We start from the raw sequence: 16,655 nt of genomic DNA on the forward strand, positions 1-16,655 counted from the left end.
TCAGCAATAGACTTTCCGATATGGATTCAACACGAATCCCAAAACCGGAAAGTCACTTCAGTTGTAACTCCAGATGATAATCTTTGACCATCTTCCTCAAGTTCACAAGCGCGTATCTCATACGTCCCAGACTGGTATTGATGCTGACATTCGTCAGTACGGAAATCTGCTTGAATGTCAGTTTCTGATAATAACGCAAGAATACGACCTCGCGCTGGACAGGAGGAAGAAGTTCGATCATATTTTTAATATCATGCATCACCTGATGGTGCATGATATCATTTTCAATATTATCCGGAGCCATCGTATCCCCGATATAATCCGGAAAATCATAACCTTCAAGGGTATCTACGATCTTTCTGGTCTTCTTTCTGCGGTACCAGTCGATGATCACATTATGGGCAATACGTATACACCACGCCCCGAATTTTCCGGAAGAAGCATATTTGCCCTCATGTAATTTGCGGATAACCTTGACGAATGTTTCCTGAAAGACATCATCGGCTACATTCTGATCACCCACCCAAAACAAGATATACGAGAAGAGACTCGACTGGTTACGCGAAAGCAACAAATCGAATGCTCTGTTATTTCCCGCAACGTAAGACATAGCCAGTTCCTCGTCACTCATGTCCTCCAAATGCTTTGGTATTGGTTGGTTTTGTTCAGACATTAATATGACCTTAGATTTTGAATAGATAGTCCTTCATCTGTGTTTGACTACTGCAAATATAGATTTTTTTTTCATTTTGACCAAATTTCCTACAGATATTTTAAAGAATTAAAGGAGTCCAGGGATTTTACGCTGCAGAATGTCAAGACAACAGATCTGTCCTTTTTCATTTCAAACTGTAATCACTGCAGTCCAGCAGACCGACAAGTCCCTGATACGTCCCCCGATAGCCGAACAACATCAAGCCCTTTCCATAATTTTCAGGATGGTCTATCAGATTAAGGTCATTCTTCATACTCTTCCCTTTGAGATAAACCGCTATCATCCGGGCCGGTCTCGTCTCACTCCGGCTACCCGCCAAAAGCACGGAAGTTTTTCCTGTAAAGTCCTTTGGTGAGAGGTACACCTTCTTCTTATAGGCACAGCCCACGATATACCCGGACACATACACCCCGCAACTGACATTATTGTCCAGGAACTCATTGACGGTAAGCGTGTCACCCGTGTGAAAAATGACAGGGTCTTTTGAAGGAGGGTCAGAGCCAGGGTCAGTACCGTCATCAGGGTCCTGAGGAATGACGGCAGTCGTATCTCCCGAATCACCGGGGCTGTCTGTAGAATCCGAAGGGTCGACCTCAGTCGAAGACCCTCCCCCCGACTGACTTACATCAGAAAGATCTGTTTTTTCACAAGCTGATAGCAATAGGATGCTGAAGAAACAGCATTCCCAAACGTGTAGTGTTTTCATAGAATATCATATTAAAATTGTCATTCACTTCCCAAGAGCAGAAAAAGAAACAGCAGTCTACCTCTGAGCCGCCCAAATACGACACCAGTCCACCTTATTCCATTCCGAAAGAATCAATGTCTCATTCTCCACATGAACATTGTTTTTTATAGTACTAGTCCGACAAAGATAATAAATAATTTTCATTTCTCAAACCTTTTAACCCAAAAGGAGGTTGATGCAGGATGCACCAACCTCCGAAGGCGATTTCGCTACAACCTGCGAAATCTAAAAAACATATTACAAATATAAATCATCTCTCTTGTATTTCCAAATTTTTTTGTTTAAAAGTTATAATTTTCTCATTATTAATGCCTAACGTTAAAAAAAAGTCGTATTTTTGTCTTCAATAAAGGCACATCAATACAAACTACAATACCGATAAACAATTCAAGGACCATTTGCGACGACAGATACGAAACAATTTCGTCTAATCTTAATTATTCTATTTAAAAACAATCCATTAAATCATGAGATACCTCAAAATTTTATTATTTGCCGTATTATTACCGTTTTGTGCTGAGGCGCAGGAATGGAATGACAAGGAATACCAACAGATCGTCAGTCAGATCCAACTTCCGGAGATCGCTTCACGCAGCCTCTCTGTGACTGTTTACGGCGCAAGTCCGAAGGCCTCTGCTGCCGTCAATCAGAAAGCGATCAACAAGGCCATAGACGTCATCTCCTCAAAAGGGGGCGGTAGGGTCATCATCCCTAAAGGAACATGGAACACCGGTGCCATCAGACTCAAGAGTCATGTCAATCTGGTCATCGAGAAGGATGCCACCCTCCATTTTGCCTTCGAGCCGAAATTGTACCCCTTAGTCCTCACGTCATGGGAAGGTCTGGCTTGCTGGAATTACAGTCCTTGTATCTATGCCAGACAAGTCACAGACGTAGCGATCACAGGACAAGGGACCATCGACGGCGGGGGCAACAATCAAACTTGGTGGCAGTGGAACGGTTCTCCTCGATTCGGCTATAAAGAAGGCATTACCAAAGAGAGTCAGAAACTCGGTTCCAGGGCAAGACTGGAAGAGATGGGTGAAAATGACGTACCAGTCAATCAACGCCGATTCGGGATGGGACAAGGTTTGCGGCCGCAACTGATACATTTCAATCAGTGCGAACGGATCCTCATCAAAGACGTCCAACTCCTCAATTCACCTTTCTGGGTCATCCATCCCCTTCTCAGCAAAGGCATCACGGTAGATGGCGTACAAGTACACAATGACGGACCTAACGGAGACGGCTGTGATCCTGAGGCATGTGAAAACGTCCTCATCCAAAACTGCTTCTTCCACACTGGAGACGACTGCATCGCTATCAAGAGCGGGCGCAATAATGACGGACGTCTCTGGGGAAAACCTTCCAAGAACATCATCATCAGGAATTGTAAGATGGCTGACGGACATGGCGGAATCGTCATCGGCAGTGAGATCTCAGGCGGATGCGAGAATGTATATGCAGAGGACTGTCAGATGAACTCCCCCAATCTCCAACGCGTATTAAGGATCAAAACCAATAATTGCCGGGGAGGACTGATACAGAATATCAACTTGAGAAATATTACAGTGGGACAGTGCAAGGAGGCTGTCATCAGGATCAACCTCAACTACGAACCCAAGGAAAACTGCTACCGAGGGTTTGAGCCTGTCGTACGCGATGTCAGCGTAGAAAATGTCACTTGTCAGAAAAGCGAATATGGCATTTTGATTGACGGACTTGACAGCATTGTGAACATCAATAACATTCATGTCAAGAACTGCCGTTTCAATGGGGTAACAGTAGAACCTGTAAAGATCACCGGAAAGACCGGCAACATCCATTTTGACCAGTTGTACATCAACAATTCCCTGATCCTGAATGCCACTGAAATCCCTTATAAGCACTGCAGTGAATGGCTGACCTATTCCGAAATGAAGCGGACACCCCATCCCTACCTTCTCGACTTTTCCAAAAAGCCGAAATGGGGTTATGTCATGGGCATAGAACAGGAGGGCATGCTGGATACCTATCTGCGGTACGGTGGAGACACGATCATCAATTATCTGAAAGAATATCCGGAAAAGATGATCGATGAAAAAGGCAAGGTCATCGGTTATGACTACAACACATTCAATCTTGACAACATCCGTACTGCGAAATACATCCTGCGGATGCAGGAACTCTTTCCACGACAAGGCAATGCCAAAGCACTCAAGACTTTTTTCAAGCAACTGCAACATCAGCCACGAACTGCTAACGGCGTGTTCTGGCACAAAGCGATCTATGCCAACCAAGTATGGCTAGACGGTATTTTCATGGGCCTGCCCTTCTATACGGCCTATGCTCACCAGTATCTTTCTCCAAAGAAAGCTTCAAAGATTTACAAAGATGCCATCGATCAGATCCTGACGACAGACAAGCGGACATACGATTCGAAGACCAAACTATGGAAACATGCATGGGATGCCACACACAGCCAGTTCTGGGCCAACAAGGAAAACGGACAAAGTCTGCATACGTGGGCAAGGGCACTCGGTTGGTATGCAATGGCATTGACAGAATGCCTGGATCAGATTCCGCAGAATTTTCCCAGACGTGATTCCGTCATACTCCTGCTCAACAAGGTCATGAATTCAGTGATCAAATATCAAGATAAGAAGACAGGAGTTTGGTATGATGTCATGGATGTGACTTCCCCAGACAATTATCTGGAAGCAACGGCATCTTCCATGTTCACTTATGTCCTTCTAAAAGGGGCGCGGTTAGGTTATCTCCCGAAAAGTGCAGGGCAAGCAGGTGTCAAAGCCTACCAAGGTATTCTCAGACAATTTATCAAAGTGAATCCGGACAAGACCATTTCACTCACAAGGTGTTGCTCAGGCAGCGGACTGGGGCCGGGTCCGGGACCTTATGTCAAGAAACCTGATTACAAGCGGGACGGGAGTTTCAAATATTACATAAGTGAACCCATCCGTGACAATGATGCCAAAGGCATCGGGCCCTTCCTTTGGGCTAGCCTTGAGATGGAAAAAACAACCCCAAAAGCTGTGTCTGAATGACTTGGGCTACTATAGGTAGGCACTTCTACGAAGAATGAATACGAAGAACTGATAATCAGGTTCAGGTGCTTGCCAATAAATGAGGACAGCACGATTTGTTCAACTGTGACGATCTGTTCTGAAAGATTTAAAAGAAAGCACCTATATTTTTCACTTATAAACGGAGAAAGAATCGACTAATTCATATAATTTTCATACTGCTATCTTTCGAGAAAGTCAGCGCTATGTCTCGAGAAAGTCGGCGTCTTGTTTCTCGAAAGAGCCGGCTGTGTTTCTCGAAACTACCAGTCCGTTTTTCTCGGTTGTGTGAGTACCTTCATTTCCGGAGTAAATGGGTATTGTTGCTTCTTCGGAAGTGTCACGAGTTAGTCCTCTCTTTCCCCATTCTTCTCAAGAGAAGGATCCCCTTTCTAAGAAATCTGCTTTGGTATATATACTGACGAGGATTCACCAACTTCCCTATCAACAATAGTACATTCTCTCAATCATTTCATCGAAATCTTTCTGATGAAGAGAAGAACTGTGCCTGATCTTTGACCTGTAATTATAGATGGTCTGCGGTGAATAATGCAGAAAACCGGCAATGCTGATACTGTCGGTCACGCCCAAACTGATCAGAGCGTAAATACGCAGTTCAATGCTCAAGGTATCAGGCTCCGATACAAAAATCTGCTTATCCGAGTCCAGAAACTGATTGAACTTATTTATAAAATCCGGATGGAGGTTGAGGAAAGCAATATCAAACTGGCGATAGAAATCGGAGAAATTTTCATCTATATTAGAACTTTTCTCCAATTTCTTAATCGCTATGCTTGCCTTGCCTGCTACCAACAAATTGAAAATATTCTTCCTGAATTTCATCTCCTCAGAGATATACCTTGAGATGAGGAGATAGTCATTGATGAAATAGGTATTGCGTCTTTTCAATGCTTCCTCCAATCGTCTGTTGATATTTTCAATCTTCAACCTTGATTCCAAGTTTTGTTCCATCAAGTCCGCCTGTTCATCTTTGGACTCAAGCAACCTATTCAACAAAGCCGTTTTCCTGCGATTCTGGTGAAAAGAACAATAAAACTGTATGAATAAAATGATAAACTCAATGAGCAGGAGGATGATGATCACAGATAGGGCATGCACCCTGTTTTGCAACCGCGCATTATAATTTTCAGAAGCGGCAGTCTGTGCACGGATGATATACGGACTGCGGGGCATCGCATCAAACAACTCCAAGTTTTCAGTGCAAGCCATCGCATAAGCATAAGCTCTTTTCAAATTCAATCGGACACCGGGAGATTCAAGAAGGTACATCAAGGCAGGCGCGTCACAATTAGCCTTACGAATATCATTGATGGCAGACTGAATCAGATAATAATCACAAAATTCAGGTTTATTTTTTGTCTTATATGTTTTTGCCAACGCAAATTCAAGCATCGAGGCCTGAATAGATGAAGGAGGGGCAAACTTCAACTGGTATAAAAGTCTGCCACTTACATCATGATCGGTCATCAAAGCTTCATAATAATCATGGATCCAAAAATAACCGGGAATATATTTCTCATATTTGTTCCAGCAAGTCTTCAACATTGAATCATTTTGTCCGGCATTCATCCAGTCGATTTCTGCAGGCTGCCTATTTCGCCAAGTATACTCTATTTCTGTAATGGCAAATTTCTGTTGGAGTTGGGGCGGCAAATTCTCTATAGCACCACATTTTTGCAGTTCATCGTCAGCTGCAGGGAACCATCCATGTAAAATCAGAGCCATCGCCTTGTCTAATTCGGCCTGCAGAACCAGTGATTGAGCCCCTTGTTTCTGAGAGATCTTCTCATATTTGTCGGCATACGCGATAGCGGAATCGGTATTAAATTTCAGATACTCGTCATACAGACGTTTGTAGATGACCCCTCTGTCGTTATCCAGCGTGCACTCGTTAAGGGACTCCTCAAGACTGAACAAGTCCTGTTTCTTCTTCAAGATATAGAATTTCCGATTACGCAAAGCCCGATCCAATTGGTTGAAATGTGCTTCCAAGTCGATTTTATCAGACTTGCCCGGTGCACCATACAAATACAAGGTGCACATTAACAGAAACATAACAATAAACCGAGTTGCATTCATGATTTTTTATAATTTTATCAGATAACTCCCCCCCTGCGCAGAAGAATAATCTTGTTCTGCTCTCTATTATAAAATGCTCTAATTTTAATTCTTAAATCTCACGTCCAAGAGGCTGTTGGCAAAGACCTCTTAATCTATATCAGTTCATTATATTTCTTATAGAAAGACTGTGCTGTACTCAAAACTTTTTTCCTTTTTTAGAACTTCCAGCATCAGCGATCAATTCTTCTTTCACGGGTCTTAAAGACAAATCTGGAACTTAACATTCACATTATAGGGATGGTATATAGCCTATATGCTAGGATAATCATATCTTGTTAAAGCAGTATAAAACTAATATAGTCATAATTTCCGAGACGATGATATGTAAAAACTTTTTTTATAAATAATTTACAATTATTTCCCTTAAGAGTACCAGATTCATAGACGCCAAAAAGACGGAAACATCAATGTCCGTCTAACCACTCCCTTCTAAACTTTGATAGCCTCATCTTCGATTGCTAAAAGTGTTTAGGACCTGTTACTTCTATTTCTCACGATCATACTCATCTATCTTTCATTTATATTTTTAGAGGAATTTCAATAAGGACACCAACAGTTCCTCATTTTCTTCCAGTTTAATCTCAATTTATAAAATTATAGTCAACCGAAGATCTGTTGAAGTTGCTTATCCAGTTTTGCAGGTGAACAATCTTTGAGTATCACATTTTTAGACTTATCCAGCAAATAAATGGTAGGCATCGCTTGAATGAAATAGATGGATTTCTTGAACACCTCGCCTCCGGGGCTTCTGGCATCTATCCAGGAATCAGGTATCAGCCCTCTGCCTTTCTCCCACTTTTCAGTATCTTCATCAGGGTAAACCGCCAGAACTTTTATCTTGGGGTTAGCCAGCAATCTCATTTTCTTCAATTCTGCGGTCGCTCTATGGCAGTTTTCACAGTCCGGATCATAGAAGAACAACAAGATATAATCCCCTTTCGTGTCATAGAGGGTATGCTTTATTCCACTTCTATTCTCATAGACAAAGTCTGAAGCCTGATCACCACACTTATTCTTCTTCACATTATCAAATTGGAAGCTTAATTTGCTCAGATCCGTTTCAGAAAGATGAGGAAAATGCATCAAACTTTGTAAGAAAGAAAGATACAAATCCGTATTGTGCATCGGAGATTCCGGATCATAAAGATAATGTTCGAGTTGTGTAGAGAAATAATTCCGGGATACATCCGGAGCTTTTTCAGTATCAGACATAAAATGTTGTACAGCTGCAGTGGCAGTCTTCGAATCTATCCGTTCCAACAGATCCAGAAAATTCACCAAGCCCTGTTCAGTCTGAGGTTGGTGAACCAATGCAGTATCCTGAAACGCATAATTGTCCCAATAATGAGCCAGCAAATAATCCGTACGTTCAGAAACAGAACGCAATGATTCAGGAATTGAAGGATAAGGAAACCCCGTCTCCTTATCCTTCACAGATTCCTTTGTCAAGACCTGCCCTTTTCCCAACATAGCAAAAGGACCGACCAACAAACAAAACAAAAACAATATAACGACTTTTTCCAAAAAGCAAAAATTTAAGACAATTGATTAAAAACCTTAATATGTAAAAGTCAGTTCCTTCGTTTCAAAATCACCAGCCTTGATATACAACTCACCCGTATCACCTGGATTGTTCTTCCTTACTGTCTTAAAAATCAAATTATAAGTCTTCTTTTCCGTTGCATAAAAGGTGTACCAGAAGTTCCAAGGCTGATTGATATCAGCCGTTGATTCGACAGAGACACCTAGATTATTTTTGTCAGTAGGATTCAAATCATTGGAAGCAAATTTGATCTCCAAAGGCATCAAGGCATCCGGATAATAAGAGGGTACTGTGAAAGTCAACTTAACTTCGCTTCCAGCATCTGTACCGACATTTGAAGGCGGGTCTATTGCAAGATCATCACCGAAAGAGAAATTATCAATAGATACGATGTGAATTCGACGCACCAAACCTGTTTTATCTTTAAGGTACAATGTCCCAAACTGAGCAATACTGCTCACATCATTGAGTTTGATCGTAACCTTTCCATCCCCTGTTGTCGCGTCATAAGATGTGACAGAGCAAACGCTAGGGTCGGCAACACCGTTATCAGACAACCATCCAACCTGAAAAGAACTGGTATCAATATTTCCAAGAGTCGAAACATACTTGAAATCAATGGTCTGTTCTCCACTAGCATGAAACACCTGAGTTGTACCGTTTGTAATGGTCAACGTGCTGTTATCGTTAGATATACCGGGAATAATGTCATCAACATACAAGAAAGGATCGTTAGCAGCATCCCCGTTCAAAGCTCCAATAAAGCTATCATATCCTAACGACAATGCCAATTTTTTGATTACAATCCTATATTCATGGTTTCTAATGATAGGCAGCATATTAAATTCGGCATTTTCCAATAAAATCTTATAATACTTTACACTCCCGTCTTTATATGTCACCTTCAGGATAACAGCTAAAGGATCACTACTACTGTTAGGCTCCTCAAAGACATATTGGGAGGGAGTATTTGGAAGAACATCTTGAGGAGTAGGAAACTTAGACTGATCCTCAGGTTCTGTTACGTACTTCACGCCGACCGAGTCATTATAAGCAAACGGAGCATCCAAATGGTTTTTATCGAAAGGAGCCATAGTCCCCTTCTCTAAACCGTTGCATACCGCAAAATCAACCGATTGAATGTCCGATGTCTCGTTATCTACAGTAATTTCAGCACGATCGCGAAGCAGATATATCGTATTAGTCCCAGAGTTTAAGAAATTAAACATTTCATCAGATGTTGAGAAACGCTTATAACCCCAATAAGTCATCTGGGAATCTTTCATTGAAGAATTCAAAGAAGGAATAAGTACATTCTCAGACACCCCCATACTCTCAGTATCATTAAATGAAGAGAAATTCCCATTTGCCACAAAATGTATACGACAAGTTGTCGAAGGTATTGTGCCTGACAAGACATAGTCTCCATCACTCTCCAGAGACTTAGAGAACGTCACTTTACGCCGCCCAATAAAATAGCCATCCTTATCAAAACACAACAACTGGAAATCCCTGATCGTCTCATCTACAGTTGCTCCGGTGGCACGCGTATCTTGTATCCATGTTGGAACAGATACCTTCAAATGAACTTGAATTTCTTTCCCAACGGTAGCAGGATCACGTCCCGAATCATCTGTACAAGCAGACAACGTCAAAAGAAAGACACTCAAAATTATATATAACCAATCATTCTTTCTCATAGCTATTATTTCTTTTGTTCATCAAGTTCCTTCACCTCTTCAGGTGACAGGTCACGTACACAGCGGACATAATAAGTATTATGATCTCTACCATTTGATCCATTGGATAATATTTCATAGGTTTTTCCATCGGCAGCATAATAATACTTTCCTTTTAAAACAGGATCCATCACTGTATTATCACCCTCTTGGTATTTCTTTATAATATCTAACTCTTCATGTGTAGGCAATCTCCACCCGTCATATTTATTCTTTTTTGTATCAACTTCTCGATAAGTCTTGCAATGTTTAGCAACCAACATGCCCTCGTTACTATAATTTAATGGATTGACCACACCTAATTGGGAGGCAATCATAAACGCAGGAGAAACCACATTATCATTTGAAATCCCATCCTCATCCATTTTAGGATGAGAAATCGTATATTGATCACTCGTACTGGTTACCTCTATTACATACATACAACGATTATTAGTACTCTTATCTAAAACAGAACCTTTTACTGCAACATAATCTCCTGAATACTGTTTCTTATCATTAATATCATAGATACGATCACTATCGTAAACTCTAGCAAAAAATACTTGATTATTATCTTCAGTAATTTTTTTGTCAGAATGAGGTGTCTGATCCCTGATCCAGTCTACCCAAGTATCTAATGTTCTAGTAGAATACCAACCATCTATAAATTGGATGTATTCCAACGGATACTGTTTAACATAAACCTGCTGAGATTTTCCATCACCATTAGTGACAGTAAATTTAATATAACGGATTCCCTTATTGTCAGGAATATTTGAATGAATCGTAATAGTTCCCGTCCTTAGATTCGAAGATGGAACCACAGATATTCCATAATCGCCATAATTATCAGCATTAATCATCTGCTTATCTCCAACCTTATCATAATAATACACGGAATCAATTTTGATACTGGTAATATCGGAAGAAGAATAATAACGTACAGATGAATCATTATCAACATTCTGCATGATAACATTTGTAGGACTGACCAACAAATATCTAACCGAGTCAGCATTAATATCCACATCGTCTACGACCCAAGGAATCTTACTATAATTCACTGGTCCGAAAGGCTTATCGGTTAATTCCGTAGAACTTCCGAGCGTACATATAGTGTCATTGGAATTGTAGATAAAATTTCTTTCTGTTTTCTTTGTTGCAGTAGGAAGGAACGGGATACGATAATAGTTTCCAGTATATGTCTTTCCAGACGCTTTATCTTGAACAGGCAAATTGACTAGAATATACGGCGTATTTTCCAGTGGCTGCTTACTCCAGTCATTGGTATATGTGTAAGTAGTCACAGAATCACTCCCATCAGCATTCACTTGCATAGACCGAAGGGTACCGCTTGATTGTTCCGAAGGTTTAGTAGCGTTGGTTGAATCTATAACTGAAGTATTAGCCGTATAATTGACGAATTTCCAAGTGCAGGCATTGGGCAATAAAGTGTAAGTCTTTTTCATTTCCGGTGAAAGGGTGAGGAATAACTTTATCTTTGAAGCAGCACGCTTCAAATTGATTTTTATTGTCTCGTCTTCACCTGTAGTAGTCTTAGGCGACCAGTTCTGGATCTCACCATCCATCAAGAACGTTTTGTCTTTAGAGAAATCATCCGGATCTTTTTCACTTCCATCTCCATACATCTTGTAAATATCCGCATCAGTTTGTACCAAGGCTTTCAGCTGGTCAACTGTACGGATATCAGAAGCTCCCTGTGGACAGTTAGCCAATGCATAGACCTGATATTGTTCAGTATTCTTGAATTGATCACGCCAATCAAGTTCCGTATTCAACTGAAGATCTTTGTCTAGCGAAACATTCACGAAATGATCATATAAAAGTTGTGTGGTACCACTCTGATCAAAGATATAGATATCCAACGTCTTAATCTTATCCTCATTCAAGGTACCGTTCAAAAGTTTCTCATTCGAAGCTCTCGTAGGAGAGAAAGCCAAGGAATTAATACTGACTCCCACTTTAAGCCCATGAGCTTCTGAGGGATTTTCACTCAACATATCTGATGTGCAAGACGTCAACGCTGTCAGCAAGCAAAAAGATAGTATCAAACCAGAAAATATTTTCAGTTTCATCATTCACTCATTTTATTGATTTACAACAGGCAGTTTATTATACAGAGACTTTGAAACTTCTATATATGGTATATCTGTTTCACTACCAGGAAGTTTTTTGTCACCTGCATTGAACGGAACCTTGCCGGAATTAACTTCATTATATCCCGGAATGGTCAAATACAGATTAGCTTTATAGTTTCGATTGGGATCTGTGAGGTCAATATCCCGCTTGGGAACAAAATAGAAAGTAATCACTTGATTACCTCCAATTCCCGTCAATTGATCAGTGATACCGGAAGGAGTATTACCATTCAGCTTTATAAACCCAAAATCAGGATTATCTGTCTGAAGAATCCACTTCTGACCCTCAGGAGAAGACACGGTAAGCTGTAATTGATTGGCATATTTAACCGGATTATCCTTGTCATAAGCCACAGCGACAATACTATCCTGGTCTGTTTTATATGATCCACGACCAAGTAGTGTCTCAACTTTTGCACTGAAATTATATGTCCCTCCATTAGTCCAAGGCAGGATAGACAAATCAGCATTAAGGTTATCACCATTGAAATAAGCATATACTAGCAATTCATGATCTCTCAATAATTGACCGTTGATCACAAAATGTTGATGCATTATTGCAGAAGAACTACTTCTTTTATAATAGATTGTACAAGACAAAGGCTTGTTCGATTCCTTCAGATAAGACAAGGCAACCAAAGAGGCACTGTCAAGAAGTAAGTTCTTATAGGTTTGGGCATCTTCTGTATTCTCACGCTTTAAAGGTTGATTCACTTCCTTAATGTCGGTAAAAGGCTTTTCCGGAGAGATACCAGGATAAGCGATCGAGTCTGCATCATATCCTTTAGCTGTGACGATGTTGACAGAACTCGGATTTGGAATGGAAGCTGAATAATTAGCAGATATAGGAAAGACGTAGGACTCATTCGGAATTGTATTCCCGTCCAACGTAATACCAGTTATAGAAGGAGAAGACATCCCCTTTGATTTAGTCAGGAAGAAATCGACCTTGGAGACTGCCCTCAGTAATGGAATCTTCACGGTACCATTGCCATCCTTAAACTCGGCGACACTGATATTCTTGACAATTCGTGAAATCGGAAGTCCTTTTTGAGGAAGATCAGATACAGTTGGACCTGTTCCGAAAGCCAGACTGTCAAGTTGTCCTCTTGTAGACTTATCCGAAAAACTTCCCGCATTGGCCATGCTTCCGGCATTGGCCAGGATATACAGGTCACAGTTTTTGACAGTCTTAGGAACTTTTACCTGTGTAGAGAGATGTCCCTGTTTATCTTGATAACGTATAGCATCGTCTATCTCGATATAATCCAAAGGAGTAGCGTTAGCTCCGGGAATACTACTGTCAAACACCCATGCATGGATAGTATGGAAATCGGATTCTTCAGTAGAACCGGCTACGTCACTACTATCACCGACAGCACGAGTGCTGCTGCGCATGACAGCCTGAATAGCTGAGAAATCCAATTTGAGCACGTTATGACTCCAATCCCCTCCTCCATCGTCTGACGACGACGCATCGTCAGAACTGCTACATGACGAGACTGTTCCCAGAATCGCAAGTAGAAGGATTAAAATTTTAACAGAATATTGAAATGGACTTTTCGTCATGATCATATTTAATTATAAGTCTATATCCTTCAGTGATACTGTCCAGCCATTTACAATGACCTTAGTTTCCAAGAATGAATCTCCCTGGACAAAGAATGACAGCGAATAGTAGTCTTGGCGGTCAAGATATTCCTGATTACTCCATTCTGTACGGTGTTCACCGATTCCCTGCAAAGAAAGGAACCAGGCCAAATTGATATTCAAGATATCCTTGTTTGATTTCTTGTTCCTGATGATCAGACGAGGATTGGCATCATAGAACAACCGTGAAGTACTCAGATCTGCTACGACTCCATAAGTCGGTTTGGTATTGTTGATTGCAGAATCAGAGACAGTCTTCATGCTATAAGGCGTATACTGGACCGAATCTGCCTGGTACTTCTCACCATTATAATCCAACCATCCTGCAGAACCTGTTATCATCACAGAAAAATCATTTGCCGACAAACTGTCTGCGGCAGTGTAAGGCATAATAATCACCCTGAATTTCTTCGTCAACTTCATCAGACTGAGCGTAACCGTTTGAGGATTCCCTGAATAGTCAACATCCAGAGTTCCATTATACAGTCCCATCAGTTCTGAATTTGAAGTATTGTCTGCATTACGGTTCAGTCTGACATATAAATCATTGATTGTCGATGACCCTACAGTCAAATCCGGAAGAACAAAGTTCTTGGTGTCTGGTTCCTGTTGATCACGGGCAAAACATACTAACTTATACTTACCTGACTTCAGATCTGTTAGAGTTATCGTCGGATCGGACTTGATTTGATCACCTGATTCTTGACGCATCTCGACAAGTCTGCCATCCTGACCAAATACCCACAGGTCAACACTCTTTACCTCTGCCGAAAAGGCATCGGCATCTTTGATGTTGTAGGTATATCGGAAACGTACGGACAACCCACAATCATCCTGATTATCTTTAATGCAGGATGACATACCTAATATCATCGTCGCAATCAAGATACACAACATAAAGTTACGTCCTAATGCCTCTCGTTTCATATCGTTTGATTATTGTATTAAACTTATATATATATCGTCATCTCCTGTCTGAAGGCAATGCAAAATGCAAGGTGCCTTCACTTAAGAGACTAATCTCTTTCACTATCAGTGTAACGGCATAACCGTTTTTATCTCCCCATATTATCTTCTAAAAGAATGATAAATAAAAAGAGGCGCCCCCCGAATAGAAAGGGAGATTAACATCATCAGGGAGCGCCCGAACATGAATTAAAATTGAGAATTGGTGTTCTGATTCATTTTATTATAAGTTGATGTCCGTATTACTGAGAACCCAAGGGTTAACAGATACAGAAACCTGTATATAATAGTCTTTATTGTCAATAGGGTTAACAGGATCCGGATTCCAACCACCGGGAACATCATCACCTATTTGAGAAATACTCTTCACAGTCAGTGCATAAGTGGTATTACGCAGAATAGCTCTTAATTGCTTTGCTTTAGCAGTAGCATCTGCACCACCGACATTCAAATAATTCTCATCTGAGATGTAGTAGGTATAGTACATAAGGCCACCTTCATACACCTTGATGTTATAATGTCCACGGAAGTTTCCGACTGTTTTATTCGTTACATCAGTTTTCAACTCTGCAGTTGCAGCATCAAGTTTAGCTTTAGCATTAGCACCTTTTGCATCGTCAAAAACATGTGGATACTTGGTTTGGATGTCTGCCAAACTGTTGAAATATTCACCGTTGTAACCATAGAAGCAATTGTCACCTGCAGCCTTGTCACTACTAGGATCATCAACCTGAATCTTGTAAATGACGCCTGTTGTATTGCCCTCTAAGTCCTCTGCATTTGTCTGACCAGTATTGTTCTCCAAGCAATAGAAAGGCTTTACTGTGAAAGGAATATTCGGTTTAATGTCTACGATGACTTTTGCAGCATCACCTGCATTCGTATCTGGAATACGAGTTGCAAAATCATCAAAGACCTCATAAAAAGTCTGAGTCTTGGAATCTACAGTATTGAAGAGGTATGGTGCTGCGGAACCGGACCAATTCTGCTGTAAATAGGTTTTATTGGCACCATTCAGCAAAGTAAATCCATCAAAAGACACTTTAGTAATAATATCCTGATGAGTAACGGTATCCTTAGGAACTGTCTTATTTATTTTTATACCGTCAGGACTAGCAGCAGAACTGACCTTAGCTACCAAACGGTCGAGTTTGACAGGTCCACCGTCTTGTTCTGTAACGACAGCAGGATTATTTTGGTTGTTATTGTTTTCAATAGCGACCTTTGCGCTGGCATCACCGGGAGCCTCGCTTTCATTGAACATGGCGAAAGTACCATCAGTACTATCCTTGCTGATCGTAGCAAACTCGTTGATGCTGCCACTCTTAGAAGTAGAAAGGACAGTAGTCAAATTAGTTGGATCCCAAGTAGCACCAACATTAACATTGATGTTCTTATTTGCGACCAGATATACATCGTACTGTTTGCTGAAGATGATAGTGCTTCCGTCAACCTCAACCTTAATAGGTTTAGAGGTATATGATGCGCTACCAGACTGGTCATTAGGAGTCAATTGGTCATTGGGAATGGAAGTTGCCCAAACAACTTTTTTGGTATCCGGATTAACCAGATAAACATACAAAGTTGTGATTTTACTTTCACCCTTAGTCCCATCAGTCTTATCACCACCTGCCGTTCTGGTGTTAGCCGGACTTTGTGCGCCAGAAATATTCAGGCTCAAATAGGCATTTCCTTTAACACCTACTGCTCCTCCGTTGTTAGAAGTGGAATCATCGCTGCTACATGAAGCGAATAGACTCGTTGCCAGCAATCCTAACATTAAAATTTTTCTTACTTTCATTTTTAAAAAATTAGAATTAAATAGGGTCCGCTGAATAAGTTGATTTAACATTTATTTCATTGATTATCAGTAAGATACATGATGTAACATTTGGTCAATTCACGGAAAATTTGTAACTTTGAGTGTTAAAAGCAAGCAAAAATGAAGT

The 16,655-nt window shown here is 40.8% G+C and carries 10 protein-coding genes; 1 reads left to right on the plus strand and 9 read right to left on the minus strand.

Annotated features, from left to right (window positions below; all coding sequences use genetic code 11):
- Positions 1-52: 52 nt before the first annotated feature.
- Positions 53-673, minus strand: a complete 621-nt coding sequence (locus tag NG821_RS08670) for an RNA polymerase sigma factor (protein ID WP_252761262.1) — start codon at positions 671-673, stop codon at positions 53-55.
- A gap of 166 nt (positions 674-839) precedes the next feature.
- Complete coding sequence (locus NG821_RS08675; RefSeq protein ID WP_252761263.1) at positions 840-1,421, minus strand: DUF6359 domain-containing protein; 582 nt, start codon at positions 1,419-1,421, stop codon at positions 840-842.
- Between the two features lie 509 nt (positions 1,422-1,930).
- On the opposite strand from NG821_RS08675, the gene NG821_RS08680 reads away from it, so the two are divergent.
- Entirely contained in the window at positions 1,931-4,507 is a 2,577-nt protein-coding gene (locus NG821_RS08680) for a glycoside hydrolase family 88 protein (protein ID WP_252761264.1), read from the plus strand.
- A gap of 462 nt (positions 4,508-4,969) precedes the next feature.
- Here NG821_RS08680 and NG821_RS08685 read toward each other — a convergent pair whose 3' ends face one another.
- The 7 genes from NG821_RS08685 to NG821_RS08715 all read right to left on the minus strand — a co-directional run bounded on the left by NG821_RS08685 (position 4,970) and on the right by NG821_RS08715 (position 16,507).
- A complete protein-coding gene (locus NG821_RS08685; RefSeq protein WP_252761265.1) occupies positions 4,970-6,589 on the minus strand; it encodes a DUF6377 domain-containing protein in 1,620 nt (539 codons plus the stop codon).
- Between the two features lie 678 nt (positions 6,590-7,267).
- Positions 7,268-8,191: a DUF5106 domain-containing protein gene (locus NG821_RS08690; RefSeq protein WP_252761266.1), complete on the minus strand. Its 924-nt coding sequence runs from the start codon at positions 8,189-8,191 to the stop codon at positions 7,268-7,270.
- Between the two features lie 33 nt (positions 8,192-8,224).
- Positions 8,225-9,910: a hypothetical protein gene (locus tag NG821_RS08695; protein WP_252761267.1), complete on the minus strand. Its 1,686-nt coding sequence runs from the start codon at positions 9,908-9,910 to the stop codon at positions 8,225-8,227.
- Positions 9,911-9,915: 5 nt separating this feature from the next.
- Positions 9,916-12,030 (minus strand): fimbrial tip adhesin FimD, encoded by a 2,115-nt coding sequence (fimD, locus tag NG821_RS08700; protein WP_252761268.1) that lies wholly within the window; start codon positions 12,028-12,030, stop codon positions 9,916-9,918.
- A 9-nt stretch (positions 12,031-12,039) separates the two neighbouring features.
- Positions 12,040-13,659, minus strand: coding sequence for a hypothetical protein (locus NG821_RS08705; protein WP_252761269.1), 1,620 nt, complete (start codon positions 13,657-13,659; stop codon positions 12,040-12,042).
- Positions 13,660-13,671: 12 nt separating this feature from the next.
- The gene (locus NG821_RS08710) at positions 13,672-14,667 is read right to left on the minus strand and encodes a FimB/Mfa2 family fimbrial subunit (RefSeq protein ID WP_252761270.1); all 996 of its coding nucleotides are present in this window, start codon (positions 14,665-14,667) and stop codon (positions 13,672-13,674) included.
- Positions 14,668-14,929: 262 nt separating this feature from the next.
- Positions 14,930-16,507: an Mfa1 family fimbria major subunit gene (locus NG821_RS08715; RefSeq protein WP_252761271.1), complete on the minus strand. Its 1,578-nt coding sequence runs from the start codon at positions 16,505-16,507 to the stop codon at positions 14,930-14,932.
- Positions 16,508-16,655: the final 148 nt, after the last annotated feature.

Origin of the sequence: Segatella cerevisiae, assembly GCF_024054555.1 — a bacterium.
Lineage (GTDB): Bacteria > Bacteroidota > Bacteroidia > Bacteroidales > Bacteroidaceae > Prevotella > Prevotella cerevisiae.

Excerpts from the sequence above, each read along its gene's own strand:
- NG821_RS08670 (WP_252761262.1), bottom strand. The coding sequence starts at position 673 with ATGTCTGAACAAAACCAACCAATACCAAAGCATTTGGAGGACATGAGT.
- NG821_RS08675 (WP_252761263.1), bottom strand. The coding sequence starts at position 1,421 with ATGAAAACACTACACGTTTGGGAATGCTGTTTCTTCAGCATCCTATTG.
- NG821_RS08680 (WP_252761264.1), top strand. The coding sequence starts at position 1,931 with ATGAGATACCTCAAAATTTTATTATTTGCCGTATTATTACCGTTTTGT.
- NG821_RS08685 (WP_252761265.1), bottom strand. The coding sequence starts at position 6,589 with ATGTGCACCTTGTATTTGTATGGTGCACCGGGCAAGTCTGATAAAATC.
- NG821_RS08695 (WP_252761267.1), bottom strand. The coding sequence starts at position 9,910 with ATGAGAAAGAATGATTGGTTATATATAATTTTGAGTGTCTTTCTTTTG.
- fimD (WP_252761268.1), bottom strand. The coding sequence starts at position 12,030 with ATGATGAAACTGAAAATATTTTCTGGTTTGATACTATCTTTTTGCTTG.
- NG821_RS08705 (WP_252761269.1), bottom strand. The coding sequence starts at position 13,659 with ATGACGAAAAGTCCATTTCAATATTCTGTTAAAATTTTAATCCTTCTA.
- NG821_RS08710 (WP_252761270.1), bottom strand. The coding sequence starts at position 14,667 with ATGAAACGAGAGGCATTAGGACGTAACTTTATGTTGTGTATCTTGATT.
- NG821_RS08715 (WP_252761271.1), bottom strand. The coding sequence starts at position 16,507 with ATGAAAGTAAGAAAAATTTTAATGTTAGGATTGCTGGCAACGAGTCTA.